Origin of the sequence: Dyella humi (genome assembly GCF_044904605.1) — a bacterium.
In the GTDB taxonomy this organism is placed as follows: domain Bacteria; phylum Pseudomonadota; class Gammaproteobacteria; order Xanthomonadales; family Rhodanobacteraceae; genus Dyella_B; species Dyella_B humi.
Genome location: NZ_JADIKI010000023.1, coordinates 965424 through 989344 on the forward strand (window position 1 = coordinate 965424; position 23921 = coordinate 989344).

Sequence of the window (23921 nt, forward strand, 5' to 3'; positions counted from 1 at the left end):
TTCGCAGATGGGACAATGGAACCTTTGAAAGGGTTCAGCATGCAGCTTGTCGATATCGGGGCCAATCTCACCCATGAGTCGTTCCGGCACGATTTCGATGCTGTGATGGCGCGCGCCGCGGCGCATGGGGTGATTCAAATGGTGGTCACTGGCGCGTCACAAAACGGTAGCGAGCATGCATTGGAACTGGCTAATGCACATCCCGACGTGCTGTACGCCACGGCGGGCGTGCATCCGCACCACGCCGTCGATTACAACGACTTAACTGATGCCCGCCTGCGCGAACTGGCAAGGTCGCCGCAGGTGCGCGCCGTGGGCGAGACGGGCCTGGACTATCACCGCAATTACTCACCGCGAGACGTGCAGTTGGACGTATTCGAACGCCAGTTGCGGATCGCCGCGGACGTAGGCAAGCCGCTGTTCCTGCACCAGCGCGATGCGCATCATGATTTTTTCGCCCTGCTGAAGCGCTACCGCGACAAGGTGCCGGCGGCGGTGGTGCATTGCTTCACCGACACGCGCGAGGCGCTGCACGATTACCTTGCCCTGGATTGCCATATCGGCATCACCGGCTGGATCTGCGACGAACGGCGCGGCACGCACCTGCGCGAATTCGTGCGCGAGATTCCCGCCAATCGACTGATGATCGAAACGGATGCGCCGTATCTGTTACCGCGCACAGTGCGGCCGCAACCGAGTCATCGACGCAATGAGCCAATGTATTTGAAGCATATCTGCGTGGAGATTGCGCGGGATCGCGGCGAGCCGGTTGAAGTGACGGCGGCGAATAGCACGGCGGCGGCGCGGGCGTTTTTTGGTTTGTGATGTCTCATCAGTATCCGTAGTCCCCAACGGCCATCATTCCCGCGAAAACGGGAATGACGGCCATGTGGTTACGTTGAATAACGAGCATCACCGCAACAGCACTCGCGTCTCACCAGGCAACAACCCATCCAACGCGTACCCACCCATCCGCACGCGTATCAACCGCAATGTCGGAAACCCCATCGCCGCCGTCATACGGCGCACCTGCCGATTGCGCCCTTCGCGCAAGGTGATCGACAGCCAGCTCGTGGGAATGCTCTTGCGAAAACGCACCGGCGGATCGCGCGGCCACAGCCATGACGGTTCTTGCGCGTGCTCGGCGATGGTCGGCAAGGTGGGTCCATCGTTCAACGTCACACCGCGGCGCAATGCCTGTACGGCGTCGTCGGTAATCACACCGTCCACTTGCACCAGATACGTCTTCGGCTGCTTGTGCTTCGGATCGGTGAGGCGATGCGCCAACACGCCGCTGTCCGTCAGCAGCAGCAAGCCTTCGCTATCGTGGTCCAGACGACCGGCCGGGTAGACGTCTTTCTGCTGTACGTAGTCAGCCAAAGTGGGGCGATCATCATGGGTGGTGAACTGGCACAACACACCGAACGGCTTGTTCAGCGCAATCAGCATGGCGTTTTCGTTCGCCCGATAAACAAGCCGCCCCCTGAAGAACCGTAAGCTGGGATTGGCATCCCAGCCTACGCTTTAATGTGCGCTTGGACTGGAGACCGAGGTCGTCGACGCAGGCATCGACGGCGCTTTGTTAACGCCCACTTTCACGAAGCGCAGCGTCATGCGGTCCGATTCGCCAATGGCTAGATACTTGTCGCGATCCTTATCGCCCAGGGTCAACGTCGGCGGCAGCGTCCACACGCCCTTGGGATAGTTCTTGGTGTCCTTAGGATTAGCGTTGATCTCGCTCTGTCCGTCCAGCTTGAAGCCGGCGTCGGTGGCGAGCTTGATCACGTAATCGGTGGGCAGATAGCCGCTGCTCTTGATGGCATCCAGATTGGCGCCCGACGCGGCGCGGTGATCCACCACGCCCAGCGTGCCGCCGGTTTTCAGCACCGCATAGAACGCCTTGAACATGGCCTCCGCATTGCCGGCCATCGTCCAGTTATGCACGTTGCGGAAAGTCAGCACCATGTCGGCCGAGCCGGGCGGCCCGAGCACCGGTGCCTTGGGATTGAAAGTGGCGATGCTGGCCTTGCCGTATTCGGTCGGGTTGGCCTTGAACATGGTGCGCAGCGCATCGGCATCCTGCCGGTCTTCCGCGCCGTTTCCGCCGGGTACCGCGGCAATGTAGTGACCGTTGTCGCGCAGCAGTGGCGCCAGGATCTCGGTATACCAGCCGCCGCCTGGGGTGATTTCGATCACCGTCTTGTCCGGCTGCAGGCCGAAGAACTGCAGCGTGGCCTTGGGGTGGCGATAGACGTCGCGCGCCTTGTTGTGCTCGGAGCGCCAGGAACCGGCAAGCACCGCATCGAGCTGGCCTGAAGTGAAGTCGCTGGCGCTGGTCGGGGGCACCAGATCGCCCGTGGGCTGATCCTGCGCGGCCTGTTGTGCATGTGCCATGCCGGCAAACAACAGGGCAACGGACAATCCGAAGGCGAACTTGAGTCTCATGACGATTCCTCAGATGTTATGCGACAGCCTGCCGCAAGCGCCGTACAGCGAACGTGGACATTTTACGATTAATTCACGAACGCCGCACCGTCCGCAACGCACGCGCGGGAGAATAGTGCGGCGTGGCCGCACCTGCGTCGCCATCATGCACGTCGAAGATGGCAAAGAGGAGTGCGGGCGGGGCCTGCCGTACCTCGCCCATCCAACCCGAGCTTAGGGATGCTCAGAACGGCCGCGGACAGACCGATTGCAGGCCGTCGATATGCTCGTGCAGATCCGGCGCGATGCCCTGCCACATGGGATCGAGAATGAAATCGATGCCCTCGTAGCGCGCCAGCTTCGCCGCCGGGATGAAGTCTGCGTCTCCCGCCACCAGGATGATCTGATCCACCTGCTTCTTGTAGGAGAGCGCCGCGATGTCGATGCCGATCTTCATATCGACCTGCGTCTGGCGCATGTCCGGCTCGAAGTGCTCGTCAGTCAACTCATCCCAATACAACGACTCGTCGCGCAATTGCTGATAAGCCTGATGCTTGAGCTTCCACTCGCCGCGATCGCCGAGCCGCCCCAGCCGTAACGCCATCTTGCGCTGGCGACGCAGCTGATCGTGCAAGTCACGGCGAAAGGCGGCGGCGCCGGTGCGCGAGTAATCGATGCTCTCGCCGCTGATCGGCTTGATCAGCACTTTTTCCAGCGGAGGACAATCGTAGAAGAAGATGCGATAGAGCGCTTCGCGCGGACGATCCAGCGCCTTGAGGTGCTCCAGCGCCATACCGAACAGAGTCTTGGCCACGGTGCGCGCGTCATTGGCGTCGCGGTCACCCCACACTTTGCGATAGCGGGCAAGGAAGAAAGCGCCGTCGATGAGGATGGCGGTGCTTGGCATAGAGAATCCTTATGAGTGCCACGAAGATGAGATGTATCGCCGATCGATAATATTCGGCGATCAATAGTTTACGGTAAGTGCAGGGAATGCCGTAACCCTTTCACTGACGCGCACCCACGCAGGCATGTGGACGTCCATTTGGCAAGCTATACTCGCCGCATCTTGCAAGGGGATGGCGCATGAAACGATGGATTGCAGCGGCGCTCTGTACGCTGATGGCTTGTGTGGCTTGGGCAGGTACCAGCGATATACGCAAGACCGCCGAAGCCACCATGCTGGTGACGGGATCGATCGAAGTAGCCCCCGATGGTGGTGTCTACCAGTACACCCTCGACCGACCCGAGAAGATTCCCCCTTCCGTCGTCGATCTCATCAAGAAGAGCGTACCCGGCTGGAAGTTCCGCTTTGCCGAGCGCGTGGATGCAATCCAGCGGGCTAAGATGAGTCTGCGCATCGTCGCAAAACCTGTCGATGACCAACACGATTCGCTCCGCATCAGCAGCGCCAACTTCGGCGATGCGGATGCCCACGCAACCGATCATGTCACGTACAAGGACCGACAGCCGCCCAGATATCCGCCGGCAGCCATCGATGCTCGCGTGGATGGCACGGTCTTTCTGCTCTTGCGTGTCAATAAGGAAGGTCAGGTTGAAAAAGTCGCGGTAGAGCAGGTGAACCTGGGTGTATACGGGCGCGAAGCGCAGATGCACCATTTCCGCACCGTGCTCGGCAATGCAGCGTTGGATGCTGCCAAGAGTTGGACGTACAACCTGCCCACCACTGGTAGCCATGTGCTGGATCCCTACTGGGACGTGCGCGTACCGGTGAATTTCAATTTGCGGCCGGCGAACTTACCGCAGGAAGACACCTACGGCAAATGGGAGCCCTACATTCCTGGTCCGCGTGAATTGATACCCTGGCATCAGAGCAATCCGCAGCAGTCGTCGTCCGATGCCATTCCCGCTGGCAGCATTTCCCAGGCCGATCCATCGCTGCATCTGACAACCGCACTCGACGGCGCCTAACCACCTTATCTACGCCGCAGCCTCATCTCGCTGCGGCTGCGGCATCTCCCGACAATACACTTCAGCTTCCTCATGCAGCCATGCGCGAAACGTCGCCATGCCGCGGTGATCTTCCGAGCGCGGCGGATACACCAGGTGATACGCCTCCGGCACGGGTAGGTAGCGATCGCCCAGCACTACCAGCCGGCCCGCATCGATCCATGATTTGGACGTGACCATGCGGCCGAGCGCCACGCCCAAACCTTCCAGGGCCGCTTGGCGCAAGGCGTCGATGGTATCCACGTGCGCGATGTAGCGATGCGGCGGTTCGCCGCCGTAGTGCGCGAACCAGTCGTTCCAGCGGTTGTTGCGATTGGGATCGCCGATCAACGGCCACTGCGCGAGATCCAGCGGATCGGCGCCAGCCATGCGTTCCACCAGCGACGGCGCAGCCACCGGTGCAATCCATTCGCCGAAGAGATATTCGCTGCGCAGGCCCTCCCACTCGCCCTTGCCGTAGCGCACGCCAGCATCGACCGCCTCGCGCTCGAAATTCACTAGCACATTGGTGGATTGCAGGTTGAGTTCCAACTCCGGATGCATGGCAAGTAGGCTCGGCAAGCGCGGCATCAACCAGCTGGAAATGATGCCGGGGCTGGCGCTGACGGTGAGCGCGTCATGACGCCGTTGGCGATAGCGCCCCAGCGCATGTTCGATACCGTCAAAATGCTCACCCACCGCTTCGAGCAGGTCGCAGCCTTCCGCGGTGAGCGTCACGCCGCGCGGACCGCGCTCGAACAGGCGTCGCTCCAGGCGCTCTTCCAACTGCCGCATCTGATGACTCAACGCGCTGACGGTGAGGTTGGCCTGCTCGGCGGCACGCGACAGATTGCCCAATCGTGCCACCTGCACGAATTGCTGCAGAAGGCTGAGCGGTACACGGCTCATTTTGAATATCCCTCAAACCTGGCTTGCGAATATATCGCTTTTTCTTGCCAGGCCACGCCACTACCTTGCACATAACCCCAAACCTGCCAGGAACCTACCACCATGCGTTCGCCATGGGTTGATCTGTTGTTCCTTCACGGCTACATCACCACACCCTCTGCCGCGCTAGCCTGGCGTCCGGATGCACCGCCCTGCGGTTGTGAGCAGAAACCGGTGGAAGTGAATGTCACCCAGCTTCCGCTACCCGTCGACCCGCACGACGAGTCTACCTGCTGCGCTTGATTACGGCGCACCCGCACCCAACTCGGCAAGGGTTACACGCCGCCGCATGGCGGCCGTTCGCCCAATCTGCCGAGGATCGTTTTGATGCAACTGCGCCAACTGGGCCGCTCTACCCTTTCCGTCGCCCCGCTTGCCTTTGGTGGCAATGTGTTCGGATGGAGCGTGGATGAACAACGCTCGTTCGAACTGCTCGACGCCTTCGTCGACGCCGGCTTCAACCTGATCGATACCGCGGACGTCTATTCGGCGTGGGTGCCGGGCAATCGCGGTGGCGAATCGGAAACCATCATCGGCAAGTGGCTTAAGCGCAGCGGCAAGCGCGACAAAGTGCTGATCGCCACCAAAGTTGCCAAATGGGTGGAGCATCGCGGCCTCTCACCGATGAACATACGCCAGGCGCTTGAGGGCTCGCTCAAGCGTCTACAGACCGACCACATCGACCTGTACCAAGCGCACGAAGATGATGCCACGGTGCCTCTGGATGAAACGCTGGGCGCCTTTGCCAAGTTGATCGAGGAAGGCAAGGTGCGCGCGATCGGCGCTTCCAACTACACTGCTGACCGCTTCGCTGAAGCACTGAAAGTTTCGCAGGAACACAACCTGCCACGCTACGAAAGCCTGCAGCCCGAATACAACCTGGTCAGCCGCAAAGGTTACGAGCAGGAACTTGAACCGCTGATACGCCAGGAAAACGTCGGTGTGATCAATTACTACGCTCTGGCCAGCGGCTTCCTCAGCGGCAAGTACCGCAGCGAAGCAGACCTGGCCAAGAGCCGTGCGCGCGGCGGCGCGGTGAAGAAATACCTAACGCCGCAAGGTTTGAAGGTGCTAGCCACGCTGGATGACATTGCATCTGCGCATAAAGCCACGCCATCGCAAGTAGCCCTAGCTTGGCTGATCGCTCGTCCAGGCATTGCCGCGCCGATCGCCAGCGCGACGACGGTCGAACAGTTGCGCGAGCTCGTCGGCGCGGTAAACCTATCGCTGATGCAAGATGAGATTTCCGCGTTGAACGATGCGACCGCAAGTTTCTGATCTGCGGCTATATCCGCATGGAAGTCATGGCGACTACGGTCGGCGCAACTGCATCGCCGTCTCGTAGGCGGCATTGATTTCCTTGGACTTGGCCTCGGCAAGCCGACGGATGTCCTCGCCCAGTTGCGCGACTTTATCGGGATGATGTTGGCTCATCTTCAAGCGATAGGCGCGTTCGATCTGCGCTACATCGGCCTGTTCCGAGACTTCCAATACCTCAAACCAAGCCGGCGCTTCCGGCTTCGGCGGTTCCCAATTGCGCTCCCACGACTGTTGGCGCGGCGCTTCGTTCTGACGGTTGCTATCGCTGCGCGAATGCCTCTGTCCGTCATCCACGCGCGGCGAAAGATAATGGCTGACGAGCCGATAGCCGAACAGCAAACCTGCCACGATAACAACCACATCTACGACGGTCATTTGCACAAACCCTCGAAGTCGGCCAGATAGGTAGCCAAGGCGTGGGATGCGACCTCGTCGGGTTCGACGAAGCCCAGGCTTGTTTGGATACGCTGGCGAAGAATAGCCAGCAACTCGCGATTGGCGTTAGCGGACAGCATGCTGTTTGCCGCAGTGCGCAGATCAACGTCCAGGCGCTGCCGCAGCCCGATCTTTCGCACCATGTTCAATGCAAACGGCGCACACAGCAGCGCATCCATAGCGATGGCTACTACCGCACGGCGCGACAGGTTCAACGTCTTTCGGTGGCGATAAACATGCATCAACAGAATGCCGATCACGGTATAGACGGCTGCAATCCATGCGAGCAGCAGCCGGGCATCGCGCGTCACGAGCAGCACGTACGGCAAGCCCACCGCGAAGAGCACCAGCAGCAGGAGCATCCAACCAGAAGCCGCCGCCAGCGCCACGCGCACGCGTCGTACGCGTATCAGTGGCGCATGTCTGGCGGGCACGCCATTCTGCGGCCAGCTCATACGAAACAACGGCTGGTGCGGGAAAAGTGGCGATGGCAGATAGACGTGCCGCCCGGCCAGCTCTAAGCCGGAACCTGCGGAAACCCCGTAGCCATGCCGCTGCCCCACCAGCACGATCTCGTTATGGAAAAGCAGCAGGGCAGAGTCGTAGAGATACAGCACCACGACTCCGCCCAACAGCAGCAATCCGTCGTACAGAGTCATCGAACCTGCGTTTTTTTCTTGAACAGATTCTTGAACCAGGCGCCGACCGCGACGAATCCCGCCAGCAAGAACTTCCATGCAGCCACCAGGAAGGTGCCGAGCACCGTGAACAAACCCTTCTTGGCCGCCACCGCCACCGCACCGCCAGTGATCAACGCGGCAAGTCCGTATTCGGCCACATGATCGCCGGGACGGTATTCGGCATAGCTTTCGCCTGGTGTGTACTGAAATCCAGGCAAGGCGCTCTTGAAGTCGCTGATCGCGGTAGCGAGTTTCGTTGGCGACGTGACGACAACCACATCCATCACACCGTGCCTGCCCAGCAGACGCGTGTTGTAATTGATGATCTTGTGCTGGGACTGCACATCCTCGGCAAGGATGGACCAGGCCAGCGACTTGATCTGCGAATCGTATTCCGGCTTGGCGTTCCAGCCGAGGATATTGAGTTCACTCCATCCGTGCGAACGGCGTTGCTTGTTGCTCTCTTCCGTGCCTTTGCGGTACGAATCGAGAATCGCATCGGGATCGATTTTTTCATCGTCCTTGACGTAACCGATGTCCTCGTAGGAGAAAAATGCTATCCAGTCGAGACTCTTCGGCGCGAGCGTGTATTCGTCCGCATCGACCGGCGGATTGTGCAGTATTTCATTGAGCGACCGGCTGCCGGCCGCATCCAGAAACGCATAACCGTCCGGGACGTTCAGCGTCGCTTTGTTCCCCAGCTTTACCGTGTCCGGCCCCATCTTCCAAGGCAATGCATTCAAGGGACTTTGCCGTTCCTGCGCAACGGCCAGGCTACCGGACACTACAAGAAACAGTGCGACAAGCACTGTAAAAAACCTTTTCATTATCCTTCCCCTTTGCCGAGCGATTCCGTACACCCCGGGATACTGTAGCAGGGGTGATGGCCATCGTTTCAAGAGGGCGTCTATCTAAGACTTGCCCGCCGGATTCTGCTTGAAACGCAATTGCAAATAACGCGTAGCAAAGATTGCAAGCGCAATAGCGATGACGGATATCAGTAACTTACCCATGACGGCTTCCATGCTTCCTTGCTCATTAGTGACACATGCTAGGGATTCAACTCGTCCGGCGATTGAACCGAATATCCCTTGGCTTTCAGTTTGGCCAGAAAGCCGTCCGGGGATAACACCTGATCCATCGGCAGCACGGCAAAGGTTTGCGTGTTGCGGATCAGTGCCGCTTCCGCCGCATCGAGCCATGCCTGCTCCATGCGCTGCGGCAGATCGTGCAGCCCGAGCGGTTCGGCGAAATCGGCATTGACCACGGCGATAATGCAGGATTCGTGGCGGTCGTTGACGGCAAATCCCCGCAAGGTTTGAATGTCTCCGGTGGACCATGCATTGGCACGCGCGGCCAGATTGCCCATATCGTCTTGCACAGTATTCAGCGTCTGGTTGAAGCAGCTGATGTCGTGCAGGTTGGTCTGCTTGATGGCATCCAGCGCCTCGCGGGGATGTTCCACCACCAGCTTGTATTTCACTGGTATGCGTTTCACGTCGTGCTGGCCGGCCAGCTTGAACACGGCCTTGTTGATATCGTTGGCGTTGGTAAGCCCAGCCCTGTCCAGCGCCTTCTGATACAGCTTCACGGCAACCACTATCGGGCGCCAGTATTCAACGCCGCGATCGTTGCCGAAATATTGCTGCTTGACGATTTCCCAGCGCTCATACATTTGCGCCGGAAGAATCTGCTGCAGCGTAGCGCCATCGGGATTCTTACGCGCGCTGTAGACCGATGGCAGCAGCAGCAGCTTGCTGAAGAAGCCCGCGTCCACTTTCACTTCCGCAGATGGCGATTCCAGCACCTCCTGCGAGCGCGCGATCGTCTGCTCCACTTCCTTCGAGCGCCATTCCATGCCCCTGGGCAACGGCGTGATCGTGCCGAGCACCCACATGACGTGATCGCCCTTGCTTACCTTCCACAAACCGGGGCCTGGTTGCTCGCCGGTAACGGTGACAGGCTGCAGCAGGGGTGCATTGGCGGAGGATGGGGCCGGCGCGCTGCTGGAGGAAGCAGGTGTCGATTGAGGCCATGCAGGGAACGCCAGAAGAAGAGCCAGCCATCCCGCGATCATGTAAATACGCATGTGTCGGCGTTCCTGGATCGGTAGTAAGCACAGCCTTACCCGTGAGGATCCAACATTGGAGCGGATGGGCGAGTCATCGGTGGCGCTTGGGGATGTCAGCCATATCGCCTGGCCACTGCTGCGCTTCGTGGAGTATGCGCAAAATCCGCACCCTATCGCCAGTGCACATGTAGGCCACGATGTAAGGCGTACGCTGCACCACGAGTTCTCGCGCGCCTTCCACGCGACCTACCCGGCCACTTTCAGGAAATCGCTTGAGCTGCTGAATCTGCTTGCGTATGCGCTCGTCGAGCATTACCGCCGTATAGGGACTCTCGGCTTCAAGGTAGTCAAATATCCTGTCACGATCCATCAAGGCCCATCGCGTCCATTCGAGCTTCACGCACTACCCTTTTCGACTTTTCCGCGACGCCGCTTTGCGGCGCTTTGCAAAATGAGCTTCTACATCCGCATCGGATATGGCCGGACGCGGATCGTTCAGCGCCTCCTGCACCTTGGCGCGGAACCACGCATCGTGCACTGCCGGGTCAACGGCAAAATCAAACGGCAATGCGCCTTCTTTGGCCACGCGCGTCAACAGGATGCGAACGGCATCCGATACCGTCAGCCCCATGCTGTCCAACACAGCCGCAGCACGCTCTTTTACGTCGGCATCGATGCGTGTTTGCACCAGAGCATTGGAAGCCATCGCAGTTCTCCGATACGGTCGACCCGATTGTAATGCAATTGAATGACAAATGCATCAATGACCAAAAAGAAAGGGCCCCAAGGGCCCTTTCTTAGTCCGTGACATCAATGACATTTAGAGCGCAGCGAGCGCTGCATTGAACGTCTCGCTGGGCCGCATCGCCTTGCTGATCAACGCGAGGTCCGCGTGGTAGTAACCGTGGATATCCACCGGCTTGCCCTGCGCGCCGTTGAGCTCGGCGACGATCTTCGCTTCGTTCTCGGTGAGCGCCTTGGCGAGCGGCGTGAACTTCGCCTTCAATGCGGCATCGTCGTTCTGCTCGGCCAGGGCTTGTGCCCAATACAGCGCCAAGTAGAAGTGGCTGCCGCGGTTATCGAGTTCGCCGACCTTACGCGCGGGGGATTTGTTGTTGTCGAGGAACTTGCCGTTGGCCTCATCCAGCGTCTTGGCCAGCACACGGGCAGCAGCGTTGTCGTAGCGGTTGGCGAGATGTTCGAGCGAGGCGGCGAGCGCCAGGAACTCACCCAGCGAATCCCAGCGCAGGCAGTTCTCTTCCAGGAACTGCTGCACGTGCTTGGGCGCGGAACCGCCGGCGCCGGTTTCGAACAGGCCACCGCCGGCCATCAGCGGCACAATGGAGAGCATCTTGGCGCTGGTGCCCAGCTCCATGATCGGGAACAGGTCGGTGAGGTAGTCGCGCAACACGTTGCCAGTGACGGAAATGGTGTCCTGGCCCTTGCGGATACGCTCTAGCGAGAACTTGGTGGCGTCGACCGGCGTGAGTGTGCGGATGTCCAGACCACTGACGTCGTGATCCTTCAGATAGCGCTCCACCTTCTTGATGATCTGCGCATCGTGTGCGCGGTTCGCATCCAGCCAGAACACGGCAGGCGTGTTGCTGAGGCGCGCGCGGGTCACGGCCAATTTCACCCAATCCTGCACCGGCGCGTCCTTGGTCTGGCACATGCGCCAGATGTCACCGGCTTCCACGCTGTGCTCCAGCAGCACCTTGCCGTTGGCGTCGATCACGCGCACTACACCATCGCCGGTGATCTGGAAGGTCTTGTCGTGCGAGCCGTATTCCTCGGCCGCCTGGGCCATCAAGCCGACATTCGGCACGCTGCCCATGGTGGTGGGATCGTAGGCGCCGTGCGCCTTGCAATCCTCGATCACCGCCTGGTACACGCCGGCGTAGCTGCGGTCCGGGATCACCGCCTTGGTGTCCGCAAGCTTGCCTTCGGCGTTCCACATCTTGCCGGAGTCGCGAATCATCGCCGGCATCGACGCGTCGATGATGACGTCGCTGGGCACGTGCAGGTTAGTGATGCCCTTGTCGGAATTCACCATCGCCAGCGCAGGACGCTTGGCGTATTCGGCTTCTACGTCCGCCTTGATCTCGGCCTGCTTGTCCGCCGGCAACGCGCCAATGCGCGCATATAGATCCCCGATGCCGTTGTTGGCGTTGAAGCCGATGCTCTTGAGCGTATCGGCGTGCTTGGCGAGCACGTCCTTGTAGAACTCGTTGACCACCTGGCCGAACATGATGGGGTCGGAGACCTTCATCATCGTGGCCTTCAGGTGTAGCGAGAACAGTACACCCTGCTTTTTCGCGTCTTCGATCTGCGCGTCGATAAAACCGGCCAGCGCCTTCTTGCTCATCACGGCGGCATCGATGATCTCGCCGGCAGTGAGGTTGGTTTTCTCTTTCAGGATCGTGCTGCTGCCGTCCTTGCCGAACCATTCGATCTTGACCGTGGTGGCTTGATCGACGACGACGGATTTCTCGCTGCCGTAGAAATCGCCGCCGCTCATCTGCGCCACGTGAGTTTTCGAATCCGCGCTCCACGCACCCATTTTGTGCGGATGCTTGCGCGCGTAGTTCTTGACCGAAAGCGGTGCGCGGCGATCGGAGTTGCCTTCGCGTAGCACCGGGTTCACGGCACTGCCTTTCACCTTGTCGTAGCGCGCGCGGATATTCCAGTCGCTCACGTCCTTGGGGTCTTCCGGATAGTCCGGTAAGGCATACCCCTGGGTCTGCAGTTCCTTGATCGCTGCCTTGAGCTGCGGCATCGAGGCGCTGATGTTGGGCAGCTTGATGATGTTGGCGTCCGGCGTGGTAGCCAATTGGCCCAACTCGGTGAGGTCGTCGGCGATTTTCTGGCCGTCTTTCAGCGTGTCGGAGAACTGCGCCAGGATGCGGCCGGCCAGCGAGATGTCGCGCGTTTCCACCGCGATGCCCGCCGTCGCGGTATAGGCTTTGATGATCGGCAGCAGGGACTGCGTGGCAAGGTACGGAGCTTCATCCGTCAGCGTGTAGATGATCTTCGGCGTCTGGGACATGGGTCTGGCAAACCTCTCTGGCTACGGCGTATGCACAAGGGAAACGCCGCAAAGCCAAGGACGGAACATGCGACGCGCCCCACGCTAGTGGCGTCGGATCCGCCGAAATCAAGCCATCTGCATGGCGACGGGATCCATGAAAGCTGCTCATTGTCGCGTTTTCAGGCGATTGGCGGAAGCGCGAGGATTAGGCATACCTCAAACCGGCTTCCGATCACGGGGACTGTTGGCAACATCTCACATGCGCGGTGAGGTTTGCCGTTACCATGCGGCCCCTTTCGTGCTTTGGGGAGGCTGCATGACCGGATTGAGCCAACGCATCGTCGACTACATCGCCGAACTGATGCCGCTGTATACCTTCCAATTTGCGGACGGCCACGATTGTGCACTGTCGCTGACGGATGGCACCTTGTACATGCCGGTGGATGAGTCAGGCCACGAAAAAGAAGAAGGCTGGGTCGCCGTGCTCTGGCAGGGCAATGCGCACAAGCGATCGGAGTTACCCGGTCCGGTGCTCGCCTATCAGGCAGCGTTGCGCTGCGCGGAGTTGCAAGGCGTCGGGAAGCTCATCGGGGAAGTTTCTGCGCACCGCGAAATCTTGCTGACGCGACTACAGGTCGTCTGCGGCAGCCTGCCGCACATGGAAATGATGTTGCGCTGAAAAATAAATACTACCTGACGCGTTAGTATATTTCGCAACGCAACATGTTCGGCAGCATCATTTCCATTCCGGCATTCTCTTTATTCAATTATCCAAGCCGCACCTTCGTGTCGTAGATAGCTTGTATACGCGTGAAAGCCTTTTGCGACGCCAATGTCGCGAACTGACGCATAACTGAAAAACGACCGGGCACATCATTATCGATGATACGCACGCCGCGTGATCGCGCAGTGCTCGTTAGCCATCAGGCCAATTTTTGCAAAAAACACTTAAAATTGGCGCTCGATTTCTTATACCGGCTCCGGTATGCGCTATGCATGCATAACACTTTTGCGAAACGCATAGCTGACGTGAAGCTAACGAACAAAGTTGCGAATGCGCTTTTCGACTCGCAACAACACACGCGCTGTTTATTTACGTCGCGTAGGCACTGTCATGAGAACTTAATTTTCATTTAAGTTCGACAGGCCAACCAACTGCATAAATGTCATCACTCATGCAACTTGGCTGGCAAATCGAATACAGGCGAGGAAAAGCCTGCAGGCACTGGGTCCACTCATAAAGGGGATTTAAACGTGAACTTGCAGCATCAAAACATCACACTTGCCATCCGCATCGCTTTGGCACTGGGAGGTAGCGCACTGGCAACAGTGGCTATCGCACAAGACACTACACCTACACCACCGCCGGCAACGAGCCAGGCGACACAAGGCAACGCGCCGCCGCAGGCGACGGCGACGCCGCAACAGAACAACCCGAAGACCTTGCAGACCGTTACCGTCACCGGCTCGCTGATTCGCAGCGTGGACGTGGAAACGGCGCAACCGGTTACTCAAATCACGCATCAAGCACTGCAGCAGCAAGGCTTCGTGAGCGTTGGCCAGATCCTGCAGAATGTTCCTTCGGTGGGTTCTTCCGGCACCAGTACGCAAAGCTCGCTGGGCGATATCGTTGGTCAGTACGCCAGCTTGCGCGGACTGGGTGCGCCCCGCACGCTGATCCTGGTCGACGGCGAACGCTATACCACCGATATCTTCGGCCAGACCGACCTCAGCACGATTCCAAGCTCACTGATCGATAGCGTGGACATCTTGCAGGATGGCGCATCTTCGGTTTACGGCTCCGACGCGATTGCCGGCGTGATCAACATCCACACCAAGAATGTGGATGGCCTGTATCTGGATACCTACAACAGCACCTATGCACCGGGTAACTATGGCAAGCAAAGCCAGTTCAGTCTGACGGGTGGCCACAAGTTCTCGCGCGGTTCGTTCACCTTCAACGTATCGATACAGAACCTCAACCAGATCATGTCGAACCAGACGTGGTTCAGCAAAAACGGTTACTTCAGCCTGCCGCAATACCCGCAGTCCGTGCAGGCATCCGATTACGGCACGATTCTGGGTATCACGGGCCCAGCCAATGGGCTCTATTCGACCCCGCTTACGGTCAACGCCGGCCAGAACGGCATGAACATCGCCAACTACCACCCCAATTCATTTGGCGTGGTATATCCCACCCCTTATTTCAGCAACGACTATGCCAATCAGTCAGCGTTGGAAACGCTGATGCCGAATAACCGCCTGAAGTCGTACACGCTGAAGGGTGATTACAAGATCACCGACAACATCAAGGCCGTGTTCACGGGCACCTATAACAGCAACGACGCCACCTCTTACATTGGCGGCTATCCGCTGAGCTCGCTGACGCCGGCCAACGGAGCGAACCTGGCCAATGCACTGGGCCTGCCTGCAGGCAGTCTCGGCGCCGCATGGTTCCCGATGCTCTCGCCGAACAGCTACTACAACCCGCTGCCGGGCAACACGCTGGCGTTCAGTCTGCCGCTGTACGAACCCAATCGCTACACGGTGAACAACATCAAGCAGTACGGGTTCCGCGTGGGCCTTGAGGGCGATTTCTCGCTGGGCCAGCGTGAGTTCAACTGGAACGCGGGCTACAGCCTCTACCGCTACATCCAGGACATGGGTGGTCCTGGCAATCTGAATCTGGTGCATTTGTACAATGCGATCGGCCCGTCGTTCCTAGCCGCCAACGGCCAGGTTGAATGCGGCACGCCGACCAACGTGATCGCAGGCTGCGTACCGCTCAACCCCTTCTCGGGCTCGGGTGGGCTGACACCGGCAGAGATCAATTACCTCAACTACAGCTTCTTTACGCACTCTTGGAGCCAGCAGCGCCAGATCGAAGCCAACTTGAGCGGCGACATGTTCACCCTGCCGCAAGCGCTTGGTGGCGGTGACGCGACCTTCGCCGTGGGCGGCGACCACCGCGGCGTCTCCGGTGGCGTGACGCCGGATTACTTCACGCAGCAAGGCATCAACACGAATCTGCAGCAGAATCCGGGCCGGGGTTCATATGGCATCAACGAAGCCTATGCCGAAATCAACCTTCCCTTGCTCAAGGACCTGCCGGGTGCGCAGTCGATGAATTTCGACGTCTCGCACCGCTTCTCGCACTACAGCAATTTCGGCGACACCAACAACAACTCCTACAAACTCGCCTGGCAACCGATCAATGACCTGCTGGTCCGCGCCAGCTACGGCACCGGCTTCCGTGCTCCGTCGATTTCCAATCTGTACGGCGGCACGATGCAGAGCTTCACGAATTACACCGATCCCTGCGACATCAACTTCGGTTTGACCGGCAATCCGGTGGTCGCGCAGCGCTGCCTCAACGGCTTCGCCGGCCTGCCCAGCGTCGGCCCGGGCTTCACCCAGCTCACTACGACGGGCGTGCCGGTAACCGGGCCAAACACCACCAGCACCACGCCCTTCTTCACTGGGGCCAACGCGAGATTGAGGCCCGAAACCTCCAAGAACTACACCATGGGCATCGTGTACAGCCCAAGTTGGCTAAGCGGCTTGAACCTCACGCTGGACTGGTACCGTATCCGTGTCGACAACATCATCACCCTGCCGTCCGCCGACAGCATCTTGAACAACTGTTACCTGCTGGGCGAAACACAGCAATGCTCGCAGTTTCAGCGCTCGGCCACCAACGGCCAGGTCATCAACTTGCTGCAGGCCCTGGTCAACCAAGGCTTCGTGGATGAACGCGGCGCCGATCTGGGAATAAGCTACCTGTTCCCCGATACACCGGTGGGCAAGTTCAAGATCGACACCAACGCCACCTATATCAACACGTTGAAAGAACAGGCAGTGGCCGGTGGCCAGGTGGTCAGCTACAACATCGGCACGTACGATCCGATCCTCGGCCCGATATGGCGCTTCCGCGACACCACCAATTTCAACTGGTCGTGGGGCAACTTCGGTGCCACCTGGACCATCCGCTACTTCTCGGCATTGAAGGAGCCCTGCCGCCCGGATGCCACCAATTTGCAAATGTATTTCCCGTGCAACGAGCCCAACAACTACGTGCAAGGTCAGCTTGGCGCGTATCGCATGGGTGCGCAGGCCTTCAACGATGTGCAATTCAGCTGGAAGGCGCCGTGGCATGGCCAGATCTCTGTAGGTGCCACCAACGTCTTCAACCATCGCGCCTCGCTGAGCTATACCGGCGCGGAAAGCGTGATCGGTCCGTTGGGCCCGACCGGTACGGATGGCTACACGCAGTTCCCGTACAACCCGCAGTACGACTTCGCCCGTGTGGTGTATTTGAAGTACGAGCAGAAGCTGTTCTAAACCACTTTGGACAGTGCCTGTGAAGCCCCTCTCCTCGACCGGAGAGGGGCTTTTTACGACTGACGAACCAGCACTTGCCGCGCGCCTTTACGCGCACGCCACGCCGCCCAGCGCTCGCCGAGGCAGGAGAAGATCACATACAGCGCCGGCGTGCTGAGCAGCGTCAGGCTCTGCGAAATCAGCAGGCCGCCGATCAGCGCGATACCCAGCGGACGACGTAGATCGGAGCCTTCGCCCAGACCGATCGCGATCGGCAACGCGGCGAGAATCGCTACCATCGTGGTCATCATGATCGGACGGAAGCGCACCAGGCTCGCCTCGCGTGCGGCCTCAAGCGGCGTCTTGCCGTGTTCGCGCTGCGCGACCAGGGCGAAGTCGATCATCATGATCGCGTTCTTCTTCACGATACCGATCAGCAGCACCAGCGCGATCTGCGCGATCACCGACAGATCCGTATTGGTGAACCACAATGCCAGCAGCGCGCCTACGCCGGCGGCCGGCAAAGTTGAAAGTATGGTTACCGGATGAATCAGGCTTTCATAAAGAATGCCCAACACGATGTACACGGTGAGAATCGCGCCAAGGATCAGCCACAGGCCGCCGCTCTGCGTTTCCTGAAAACGACGAAAGTCGCCGCCGATGTCGAGCTTGATATCGCCCGGCATACGCATGTTGTTCGCCGTGGCCTGCACGATCTTCAGGGCTTCGCCCATGCTTATGCCCGGCGCGAGATTAAAGCTCAGGCTCATGGTGGTGTACTGATTCATGTGCGACACCTGGGTCGGCGCCAGGCCAGGTTCCTGACGCGCGAATGCGGATAGCCGCACCATGTTGCCGTTGCTCGAACGCACCAGGATGTCGTCGATCGAGCGCGGTGTGGCCGTCTGCGCGGGCACTGCGTTGACCACCACCTTGTACTGGTTGAGGTCGGAATAAATAGTGCTGACTTGGCGCTGGCCGAAGGCGTCGTAGATCGCCGAATCGATGGTGCCGACATTGACCTGCATGCGCGATGCTCTGTCGCGATCGATCACGATGTTCTGCTGCAGGCCGGCGTCGTCCAAGTCGCTGCCCACGTCGCGCAGCTTTGGATTCTTGCGCAATTCGTCGACCAACTTGGGTAGCCACGTCTGCAGCTTTGTCGTGTCGTCAGCCTGCAGGGATATTTGATACTGCGCACCCTGTCCGGTACCGCCACCGCCGAAGCTGGGCAGATCCTGGATCGCGCGCAAGCGCGCGTTGAGATCGGGATAGCGCGCCGCCTTTTTGCTCAGGCGCGTCAACACGGTAAAGGTATCGTCCTTGCGGCCTTCGGCATGCGTCTTGAGTTGGATGTCGAACGTGCCCGCCGCGCCCTGGCGCGTGCTGCCCAGGCGCGAACCGACCACGGCCACGTCATGATCGTGCAGCAGCATGTTGATCAGGCGCTGCTGGCGATTGGCCGAATCCTGGAACGAGACCGTTGCGCCGGATGTGGCGCGGCCGCGGATCAGGCCAGTGTCCTGCATGGGGAACAGGCTGGCCTTGATCTGGCCGGACATCATGATCATCACCGTCAACCCGATCAGGATCAGCGGCGTGAGCGAAAATAGCAGGGCGTGACGCAGCGAAAAATCCAGCGCTTCCTCGTACACCTTCACCATGCGCTCGTGCATGCGATCAATCGAACGTCCCAGCTTGGACGTTGCATGTACATCGCGATGGCCGGTGAGGAAAAGCGCGCACAACGACGGCGTGAGCGTAAGCGATACCAGCGCGGAAACCACAATCGCGCCCACCAGCGTCAAGGTGAAATCCCTGAAGAACATGCCCGTGATGCCGGGCATGAACAGCAGCGGGATGAACACCGCCACCAGCGACGCGGTGATGGACACGATGGTGAAGCCGATCTCGCGCGCCCCGATCAGCGCCGCTTCCAGGCGCGTCATGCCCTGGTCGATGTGGCGAATGACGTTTTCGATCACCACGATCGCGTCGTCCACCACGAAACCGATCGCGATCACCGCCGCCAGCAAGGTGAGATTGTTGAGGGTGAAACCGAACGCATACATGATCACCGTCGCACCCGCGAGCGACAGCGGCACGGCCACGGCGGCAATCAGCGTCGGCGCCAGCCGGCGCAGGAACAGCGCCATCACCATCACCACCATCGCCAGGCTGATCAGCAAGGTGGCCTGCACTTCGTGCAACGATGCGCGAATGGTCGGCGTGCCGTCGAAATACGGCGTCAGCGTGGTGCCGGGTTGCAGATAATTGCGCAGCAGCGGCACCTCCGCTTTCACGCGATCGGTGACGTCGATGATGTTGGCATTCGACTGTCGGTACACGTACATCAGGATCGCTGGCTTGCCCTGGAACCAGGCCGCCTGATACGCATCCTGCTGACCGTCGTACACGCTCGCAATGTCCTTGAGCCGCACCGGCACACCCTTGCCGTTGGTGGAAATCACCAAGTTGGCGAAATCCGCAGCGGTATGCAGTGCATCGTTGGCCTGCACCGCCATGGTGGTCTTGCCGTCGGACAAAAAGCCTTGCGGCTCGAACACGTTGGCTGCAGTCAGTGCGTTGCGCAGCTGATCGGGCGAAAGGCCCATGGCATTGAGCGCGCGCAGGTTCACGTCGATGCGCACGGCCGGCGTCGCGGCGCCGAGAATGTCCACTTCCGATACGCCGGGAAGCTGACGCAGACGCTGTGCCAGCAGCGAGTCGGCCACGTCATAGAGATCGCGCGCGGATTGCGTTTCGGAGGTCAGCGCGAAGGCGATGATCGGGTCGTCGTTCGGATTGGCTTTCTCGTAACTGGGCGGACTGTTGAGGCCCGAAGGCAGATCGGCCTGCGCGGCATTGATCGCCGCCTGCACGTCGCGCGCGGCATCGTCGATGTTGCGTCCGCTCTCGAACATCAGAAAGATCTGCGTGCTGCCCAGCGAACTGGACGAACGCATCGTGTCGATACCGGGCACCTGACCCAGATGCCGTTCCAGCGGCGCAGCCACGGTGGCGGCCATGGTTTCGGCACTGGCGCCGGCCTGGTTGGCGCCGATGAAAATCACCGGGAATTGCATGTCAGGCAAGGCGGCGACGCCGAGCATGGAATAGCAGATCACGCCGATCACAAACACGCCCATCGCCAGCAGGGAGGTACCGATGGGGCGACGGATGAAAGGGGCGGAAATATTCATGCCTGAAACAACGTGCGATGGGCGGAAAGGTTGAGACCGCCTTTGCCCTCTCTCCACCATCTTCGATCAATGATGGGGAAGAGAGCTGAGGTGAGGGGCCAACCTAGCGATAAGGGTGAGCATGCCGAACACGCTTTGGAAGATCCATCGCGCAAGTGCACACCCCTCACCTCAATCCTCTCCCCCGTGAACAAATTTGGTAAACGCGGGAGAGGAAGCAAACGCGAAAAGCACATTACAAAGCTGCATCGCGCGCGGCGTGACGCAAAGCCCGCCGCTCTCTGCGCTCCTGCAACCATTCCGAGAATCGTTCCATGTACAGATAGATCACCGGCGTGGTGTACAGCGTCACCAATTGCGACAGCAGCAGGCCGCCCACGATGGAAACACCCAGCGGGCGCCGCAGTTCCGAACCGATGCCATTGCCCAGCGCCAGCGGCAATGCACCCAGCATGGCCGCGGCGGTGGTCATCATGATCGGACGGAAGCGCAGGAGGCACGCGCGACGGATCGCTTCGCGCGGTTTCATGCCGGTGCGCTGCGCTTCGATCGCGAAGTCGATCATCATGATCGCGTTCTTCTTCACGATGCCGATCAAGAGCACGATGCCCACGATGCCGTCCACCGACAGGCTCATGTTGCACAGGATCAGTGCCAGCAACGCACCCACGCCGGCCGGCGGCAAGGTGGAAATGATCGTCACCGGGTGGATGTAGCTCTCGTACAGCACACCCAGCACGATGTAGATCACGATGATCGAAGCAAGCAGAAGCAGCGCCTCGTTGCCCAGCGAGGAGGAGAACTCCGCCGCCTTGCCGATGAACTGCGCACGCACCTGCGGCGGGAAGTTGAGCTGCTGCTCCACTTGGTGAATCGCGTCCACCGCTTCGGAAAGCGAATACCCCGGCGCCAGGTTGAAGGAGACCGTCACCGCCGGCAGCTGCTGCTGATGGCTGATCACCAGCGACGCGGTGGTCACTTCCGCGTTCACCAGCGACGCCAGCGGAATGGTGCCGCCAGCGCCGATGATGATGCCGGTATTGGCTGTGGCGATGCCGGTAGTAGTGGACGAATTGCTCGACGATGCCTGCCCGAAGGTGGTGGCATTGCTGCCGGTGAGCGCGCCGCTACCGTTGCTCTTCACCGTGAGCTGGTTGAGCAGCGACGTGCTGGTGCGGAACTGCGGCTCTACCTCCAGCACGACACGATACTGATTCAACTGCGTGAAGATGGTGGAGATCTGGCGCTGGCCGAACGAGTCGTACAGCGTGTCGTCGATGGTCTGCACCGGCACGCCCAGCGTGCTGGCCTTGTCGCGATCGATGGAGAGCTTGAGCGCCGTGCCCTGATCGGCCAGGTTGTTGTCCACGTCCGCCAGCTCGGGACGCTGGCGCAGCGCTTGCGTCATCTGCGTGGCGTATTTGGCCAGCTCCTTCGACTCCACATCGGACATCGAATACTGGTATTCAGTGGCGGCTACGCGTGTATCCAGCGTCACGTCCTGCACCGGCTTGAGGTACAGCGCCACGCCGGGAATGTTGGCGGCCTCGTTCTGCAGGCTCGCTACCACATCATCCAGGCTGCCACGCTTGCTGCGGTCCTTCAGCACGATGCTGAGCTGGCCCTGGTTGAGCGTGGGGTTGATGGAGCCGGCGCCGATGAAGGCCGCCACGCCCGCCACGTTGGGATTCTTTTGCAGCGCGTCGGCCACCGCCTTGGTGCGCTGTTCCATCTGCGGGAAGGCCACGTTCTGATCGGCTTGCACCACGCCGGTGATCAGCCCGGTGTCCTGCTCTGGCAGCAGCCCCTTCGGGATCACGATGTACAGGAACACTGTCACCACGACGGCGGTGAAGGCCACGGCGATCATCAGGCGCTGGTGATCCAACACCCAGTCCAGCGTGCCTTCGTACAGTTCTACTGTGCGCGCCCACACCGTGCGCTTGCCGGCCGCGGCGTGGCGCTCGTGCGCATCGTCGCCTTCGGGCAGCGCGTCGGGTTTCAGCAGGTAGGCGCACATCATTGGTGTCAGCGTCAGCGACACCAGCATGGAGATCACCACCGCTGTGGCAAGCACCCATGCGAATTCATGGAACAGGCGGCCGGTAACGCCGGGCATCAGCAGCAGCGGCAGGAATACCGCGATCAGCGACACGGTCAGCGATAGCACGGTGAAGCCGATTTCCTTCGCGCCGATCTCGGCCGCTTCCTTGCCGTCCTTGCCTTGCTCGATGTAGCGCACGATGTTTTCGATCATCACGATCGCATCGTCCACCACGAAGCCGGTGGCCACGGTCAGCGCCATCAGCGAGAGGTTGTCCAACGACATGCCGGCGAAGGACATCACGCCGAAGGTGCCCAGCAGCGACAGCGGCACCGCCACCGAAGGGATGATCGTCGCCCACAGACGGCGCAGGAACACGAAGATCACGCCCACCACCAGGAAGATGGTGAGTATCAGGGTGAACTGCACATCTTCCACCGAAGCACGGATGGTGATGGTGCGGTCGGCGAATACGTCCAGGTGCACGTCCGCCGGCAGCACGCTTTGCAGCTGCGGCATGATGTCGCGGATGTGCTGCACGGTCTGCACGATGTTCGCGCCCGGCTGGCGGCGGATATCCAGCAGCACCGCCGGCTTGCCATTGGCCCACGCGGCGAGCTGGTCGTTCTCCACGCCATCGACCACCTTCGCCACATCCGCCAGACGCACGGGCGCATTGGTGGTGCTGCTATAGGAAATGATGGTGTTCTTATATTCGGCCGCGGTGGCGAGCTGATCGTTGGTGGAAATGGTGTACGACTGCGTGGCACCGTTGAGCGTGCCCTTGGGTGCGTTGACGTTGGCCTCGGTCAACGCATTGCGTACGTCTTCCATGGTGAGGCCGAGGTTGGCCAGCTGCGCCGGGTTCACCTGGATGCGCACCGCCGGACGCACGTTGCCGGCGATCGACACCAGGCCCACGCCCTGTACCTGCGAAAGTTTTTGCGCCAGGATCGAATCGGCGAGATCGTTCACGTCGCGCAGCTGGTGGCTGCCGGAGGTGAGCATCAGCGTCATGATCGGCGCATCCGCCGGATTCACGCGGTTGTAGACCGGTGGATACGGCAGCGTGCTGGGCAGCGTGCCGCGCGCCTGATTGATCATCGCCTGCACGTCCTGCGCGGCGATGTCGATATCGCGGTCCATGTTGAACTGCAGCACGATGGTGGACAGGCCCGCCGAAGAATCGGACGTCATCATGTCCAGGCCGGAGATCTGCCCCAGATTACGCTCTAGTGGCGTTGTCACCAGCGAGGCCATGGTCGAAGCGCTGGCGCCCGGGTACGTGGTGGTGACCACCAGACTGGGCGCTTCGATTTCCGGCAGTGCGGACACGGGCAGCTGGCGATAGCCGAGCACGCCGAGCAGCAGCACCGCCACCATGAGAAGCGAGGTTGCGATGGGGCGGCGGATGAAGAGGGTTGAGAATCCCATGATCGTCGGACTGTCCGTGATTAAAGGCTAGTCGAAAGCCCCTCTCCCTCCGGGAGAGAGGCAT

19 protein-coding genes are annotated in these 23921 nt (G+C 60.1%); 6 read left to right on the forward strand and 13 right to left on the reverse strand.

The window, feature by feature from the left end; all coding sequences use genetic code 11:
• Positions 1-39 precede the first annotated feature (39 nt).
• Positions 40-825, forward strand: a complete 786-nt coding sequence (locus ISP18_RS15585) for a TatD family hydrolase (RefSeq protein ID WP_380013909.1) — start codon at positions 40-42, stop codon at positions 823-825.
• An 87-nt stretch (positions 826-912) separates the two neighbouring features.
• Here the strand turns inward: ISP18_RS15585 and ISP18_RS15590 are convergent, their stop codons facing one another.
• The 3 genes from ISP18_RS15590 to ISP18_RS15600 all read right to left on the reverse strand — a co-directional run bounded on the left by ISP18_RS15590 (position 913) and on the right by ISP18_RS15600 (position 3331).
• Positions 913-1449, reverse strand: a complete 537-nt coding sequence (locus ISP18_RS15590) for a pseudouridine synthase (RefSeq protein ID WP_380013912.1) — start codon at positions 1447-1449, stop codon at positions 913-915.
• Between the two features lie 75 nt (positions 1450-1524).
• A complete protein-coding gene (locus ISP18_RS15595) occupies positions 1525-2445 on the reverse strand; it encodes a class I SAM-dependent methyltransferase (RefSeq protein ID WP_380013915.1) in 921 nt (306 codons plus the stop codon).
• Between the two features lie 223 nt (positions 2446-2668).
• Positions 2669-3331, reverse strand: coding sequence for an NYN domain-containing protein (locus ISP18_RS15600; protein ID WP_380013918.1), 663 nt, complete (start codon positions 3329-3331; stop codon positions 2669-2671).
• Positions 3332-3510: 179 nt separating this feature from the next.
• Here ISP18_RS15600 and ISP18_RS15605 point away from each other — a divergent pair, with 179 nt between their 5' ends.
• On the forward strand, positions 3511-4356 hold the full coding sequence (locus ISP18_RS15605) for an energy transducer TonB (RefSeq protein ID WP_380013921.1): 846 nt from the start codon (positions 3511-3513) through the stop codon (positions 4354-4356).
• Between the two features lie 9 nt (positions 4357-4365).
• On the opposite strand, the gene ISP18_RS15610 is transcribed toward ISP18_RS15605, so the two are convergent.
• Positions 4366-5283, reverse strand: a complete 918-nt coding sequence (locus ISP18_RS15610) for a LysR substrate-binding domain-containing protein (protein ID WP_380013924.1) — start codon at positions 5281-5283, stop codon at positions 4366-4368.
• A 102-nt stretch (positions 5284-5385) separates the two neighbouring features.
• Between ISP18_RS15610 and ISP18_RS15615 the strand changes: the two genes are divergently transcribed.
• Together ISP18_RS15615 and ISP18_RS15620 are read left to right on the forward strand one after the other, a co-directional pair.
• Positions 5386-5565 carry a hypothetical protein gene (locus tag ISP18_RS15615; RefSeq protein ID WP_380013927.1) on the forward strand — a complete coding sequence of 60 codons (180 nt, stop codon included), beginning with the start codon at positions 5386-5388 and terminating at the stop codon, positions 5563-5565.
• A gap of 84 nt (positions 5566-5649) precedes the next feature.
• Entirely contained in the window at positions 5650-6600 is a 951-nt protein-coding gene (locus ISP18_RS15620; protein ID WP_380013930.1) for an aldo/keto reductase, read from the forward strand.
• A gap of 33 nt (positions 6601-6633) precedes the next feature.
• Here ISP18_RS15620 and ISP18_RS15625 read toward each other — a convergent pair whose 3' ends face one another.
• The 7 genes from ISP18_RS15625 to ISP18_RS15655 all read right to left on the reverse strand — a co-directional run bounded on the left by ISP18_RS15625 (position 6634) and on the right by ISP18_RS15655 (position 12874).
• Positions 6634-7017 carry a J domain-containing protein gene (locus ISP18_RS15625; protein WP_380013933.1) on the reverse strand — a complete coding sequence of 128 codons (384 nt, stop codon included), beginning with the start codon at positions 7015-7017 and terminating at the stop codon, positions 6634-6636.
• Complete coding sequence (locus ISP18_RS15630; protein WP_380013936.1) at positions 7014-7736, reverse strand: hypothetical protein; 723 nt, start codon at positions 7734-7736, stop codon at positions 7014-7016. The genes ISP18_RS15625 and ISP18_RS15630 overlap by 4 nt, the downstream gene beginning before the upstream one ends.
• Positions 7733-8584 carry a DUF2167 domain-containing protein gene (locus tag ISP18_RS15635; protein WP_380013939.1) on the reverse strand — a complete coding sequence of 284 codons (852 nt, stop codon included), beginning with the start codon at positions 8582-8584 and terminating at the stop codon, positions 7733-7735. Before ISP18_RS15635 ends, ISP18_RS15630 begins: the two co-directional genes overlap by 4 nt.
• A gap of 224 nt (positions 8585-8808) precedes the next feature.
• The gene (locus ISP18_RS15640; protein ID WP_380013942.1) at positions 8809-9846 is read right to left on the reverse strand and encodes a TraB/GumN family protein; all 1038 of its coding nucleotides are present in this window, start codon (positions 9844-9846) and stop codon (positions 8809-8811) included.
• Between the two features lie 73 nt (positions 9847-9919).
• Positions 9920-10228, reverse strand: a complete 309-nt coding sequence (locus ISP18_RS15645) for a type II toxin-antitoxin system RelE/ParE family toxin (RefSeq protein ID WP_380013945.1) — start codon at positions 10226-10228, stop codon at positions 9920-9922.
• A 3-nt stretch (positions 10229-10231) separates the two neighbouring features.
• Positions 10232-10534, reverse strand: coding sequence for a type II toxin-antitoxin system RelB/DinJ family antitoxin (locus ISP18_RS15650; RefSeq protein WP_380013948.1), 303 nt, complete (start codon positions 10532-10534; stop codon positions 10232-10234).
• Between the two features lie 114 nt (positions 10535-10648).
• Positions 10649-12874 (reverse strand): NADP-dependent isocitrate dehydrogenase, encoded by a 2226-nt coding sequence (locus ISP18_RS15655; RefSeq protein ID WP_380013951.1) that lies wholly within the window; start codon positions 12872-12874, stop codon positions 10649-10651.
• Positions 12875-13172: 298 nt separating this feature from the next.
• Between ISP18_RS15655 and ISP18_RS15660 the strand changes: the two genes are divergently transcribed.
• Both ISP18_RS15660 and ISP18_RS15665 read left to right on the forward strand, forming a co-directional pair.
• A complete protein-coding gene (locus ISP18_RS15660) occupies positions 13173-13535 on the forward strand; it encodes a hypothetical protein (RefSeq protein WP_380013954.1) in 363 nt (120 codons plus the stop codon).
• 575 nt (positions 13536-14110) lie between these two features.
• The gene (locus ISP18_RS15665) at positions 14111-17197 is read left to right on the forward strand and encodes a TonB-dependent receptor plug domain-containing protein (protein ID WP_380013957.1); all 3087 of its coding nucleotides are present in this window, start codon (positions 14111-14113) and stop codon (positions 17195-17197) included.
• Between the two features lie 53 nt (positions 17198-17250).
• Here the strand turns inward: ISP18_RS15665 and ISP18_RS15670 are convergent, their stop codons facing one another.
• Together ISP18_RS15670 and ISP18_RS15675 are read right to left on the reverse strand one after the other, a co-directional pair.
• Positions 17251-20379 carry an efflux RND transporter permease subunit gene (locus tag ISP18_RS15670; RefSeq protein ID WP_380013960.1) on the reverse strand — a complete coding sequence of 1043 codons (3129 nt, stop codon included), beginning with the start codon at positions 20377-20379 and terminating at the stop codon, positions 17251-17253.
• Positions 20380-20614: 235 nt separating this feature from the next.
• Entirely contained in the window at positions 20615-23857 is a 3243-nt protein-coding gene (locus ISP18_RS15675; RefSeq protein ID WP_380013963.1) for an efflux RND transporter permease subunit, read from the reverse strand.
• Positions 23858-23921 lie beyond the last annotated feature (64 nt).

What these genes read in the sequence shown, in the direction of transcription:
- ISP18_RS15585 (WP_380013909.1), top strand. Translation starts at nt 40, where the DNA reads ATGCAGCTTGTCGATATCGGGGCCAATCTCACCCATGAGTCGTTCCGG.
- ISP18_RS15590 (WP_380013912.1), bottom strand. Translation starts at nt 1,449, where the DNA reads ATGCTGATTGCGCTGAACAAGCCGTTCGGTGTGTTGTGCCAGTTCACC.
- ISP18_RS15595 (WP_380013915.1), bottom strand. Translation starts at nt 2,445, where the DNA reads ATGAGACTCAAGTTCGCCTTCGGATTGTCCGTTGCCCTGTTGTTTGCC.
- ISP18_RS15600 (WP_380013918.1), bottom strand. Translation starts at nt 3,331, where the DNA reads ATGCCAAGCACCGCCATCCTCATCGACGGCGCTTTCTTCCTTGCCCGC.
- ISP18_RS15605 (WP_380013921.1), top strand. Translation starts at nt 3,511, where the DNA reads ATGAAACGATGGATTGCAGCGGCGCTCTGTACGCTGATGGCTTGTGTG.
- ISP18_RS15610 (WP_380013924.1), bottom strand. Translation starts at nt 5,283, where the DNA reads ATGAGCCGTGTACCGCTCAGCCTTCTGCAGCAATTCGTGCAGGTGGCA.
- ISP18_RS15615 (WP_380013927.1), top strand. Translation starts at nt 5,386, where the DNA reads ATGCGTTCGCCATGGGTTGATCTGTTGTTCCTTCACGGCTACATCACC.
- ISP18_RS15620 (WP_380013930.1), top strand. Translation starts at nt 5,650, where the DNA reads ATGCAACTGCGCCAACTGGGCCGCTCTACCCTTTCCGTCGCCCCGCTT.
- ISP18_RS15625 (WP_380013933.1), bottom strand. Translation starts at nt 7,017, where the DNA reads ATGACCGTCGTAGATGTGGTTGTTATCGTGGCAGGTTTGCTGTTCGGC.
- ISP18_RS15630 (WP_380013936.1), bottom strand. Translation starts at nt 7,736, where the DNA reads ATGACTCTGTACGACGGATTGCTGCTGTTGGGCGGAGTCGTGGTGCTG.
- ISP18_RS15635 (WP_380013939.1), bottom strand. Translation starts at nt 8,584, where the DNA reads ATGAAAAGGTTTTTTACAGTGCTTGTCGCACTGTTTCTTGTAGTGTCC.
- ISP18_RS15640 (WP_380013942.1), bottom strand. Translation starts at nt 9,846, where the DNA reads ATGCGTATTTACATGATCGCGGGATGGCTGGCTCTTCTTCTGGCGTTC.
- ISP18_RS15650 (WP_380013948.1), bottom strand. Translation starts at nt 10,534, where the DNA reads ATGGCTTCCAATGCTCTGGTGCAAACACGCATCGATGCCGACGTAAAA.
- ISP18_RS15655 (WP_380013951.1), bottom strand. Translation starts at nt 12,874, where the DNA reads ATGTCCCAGACGCCGAAGATCATCTACACGCTGACGGATGAAGCTCCG.
- ISP18_RS15660 (WP_380013954.1), top strand. Translation starts at nt 13,173, where the DNA reads ATGACCGGATTGAGCCAACGCATCGTCGACTACATCGCCGAACTGATG.
- ISP18_RS15670 (WP_380013960.1), bottom strand. Translation starts at nt 20,379, where the DNA reads ATGAATATTTCCGCCCCTTTCATCCGTCGCCCCATCGGTACCTCCCTG.
- ISP18_RS15675 (WP_380013963.1), bottom strand. Translation starts at nt 23,857, where the DNA reads ATGGGATTCTCAACCCTCTTCATCCGCCGCCCCATCGCAACCTCGCTT.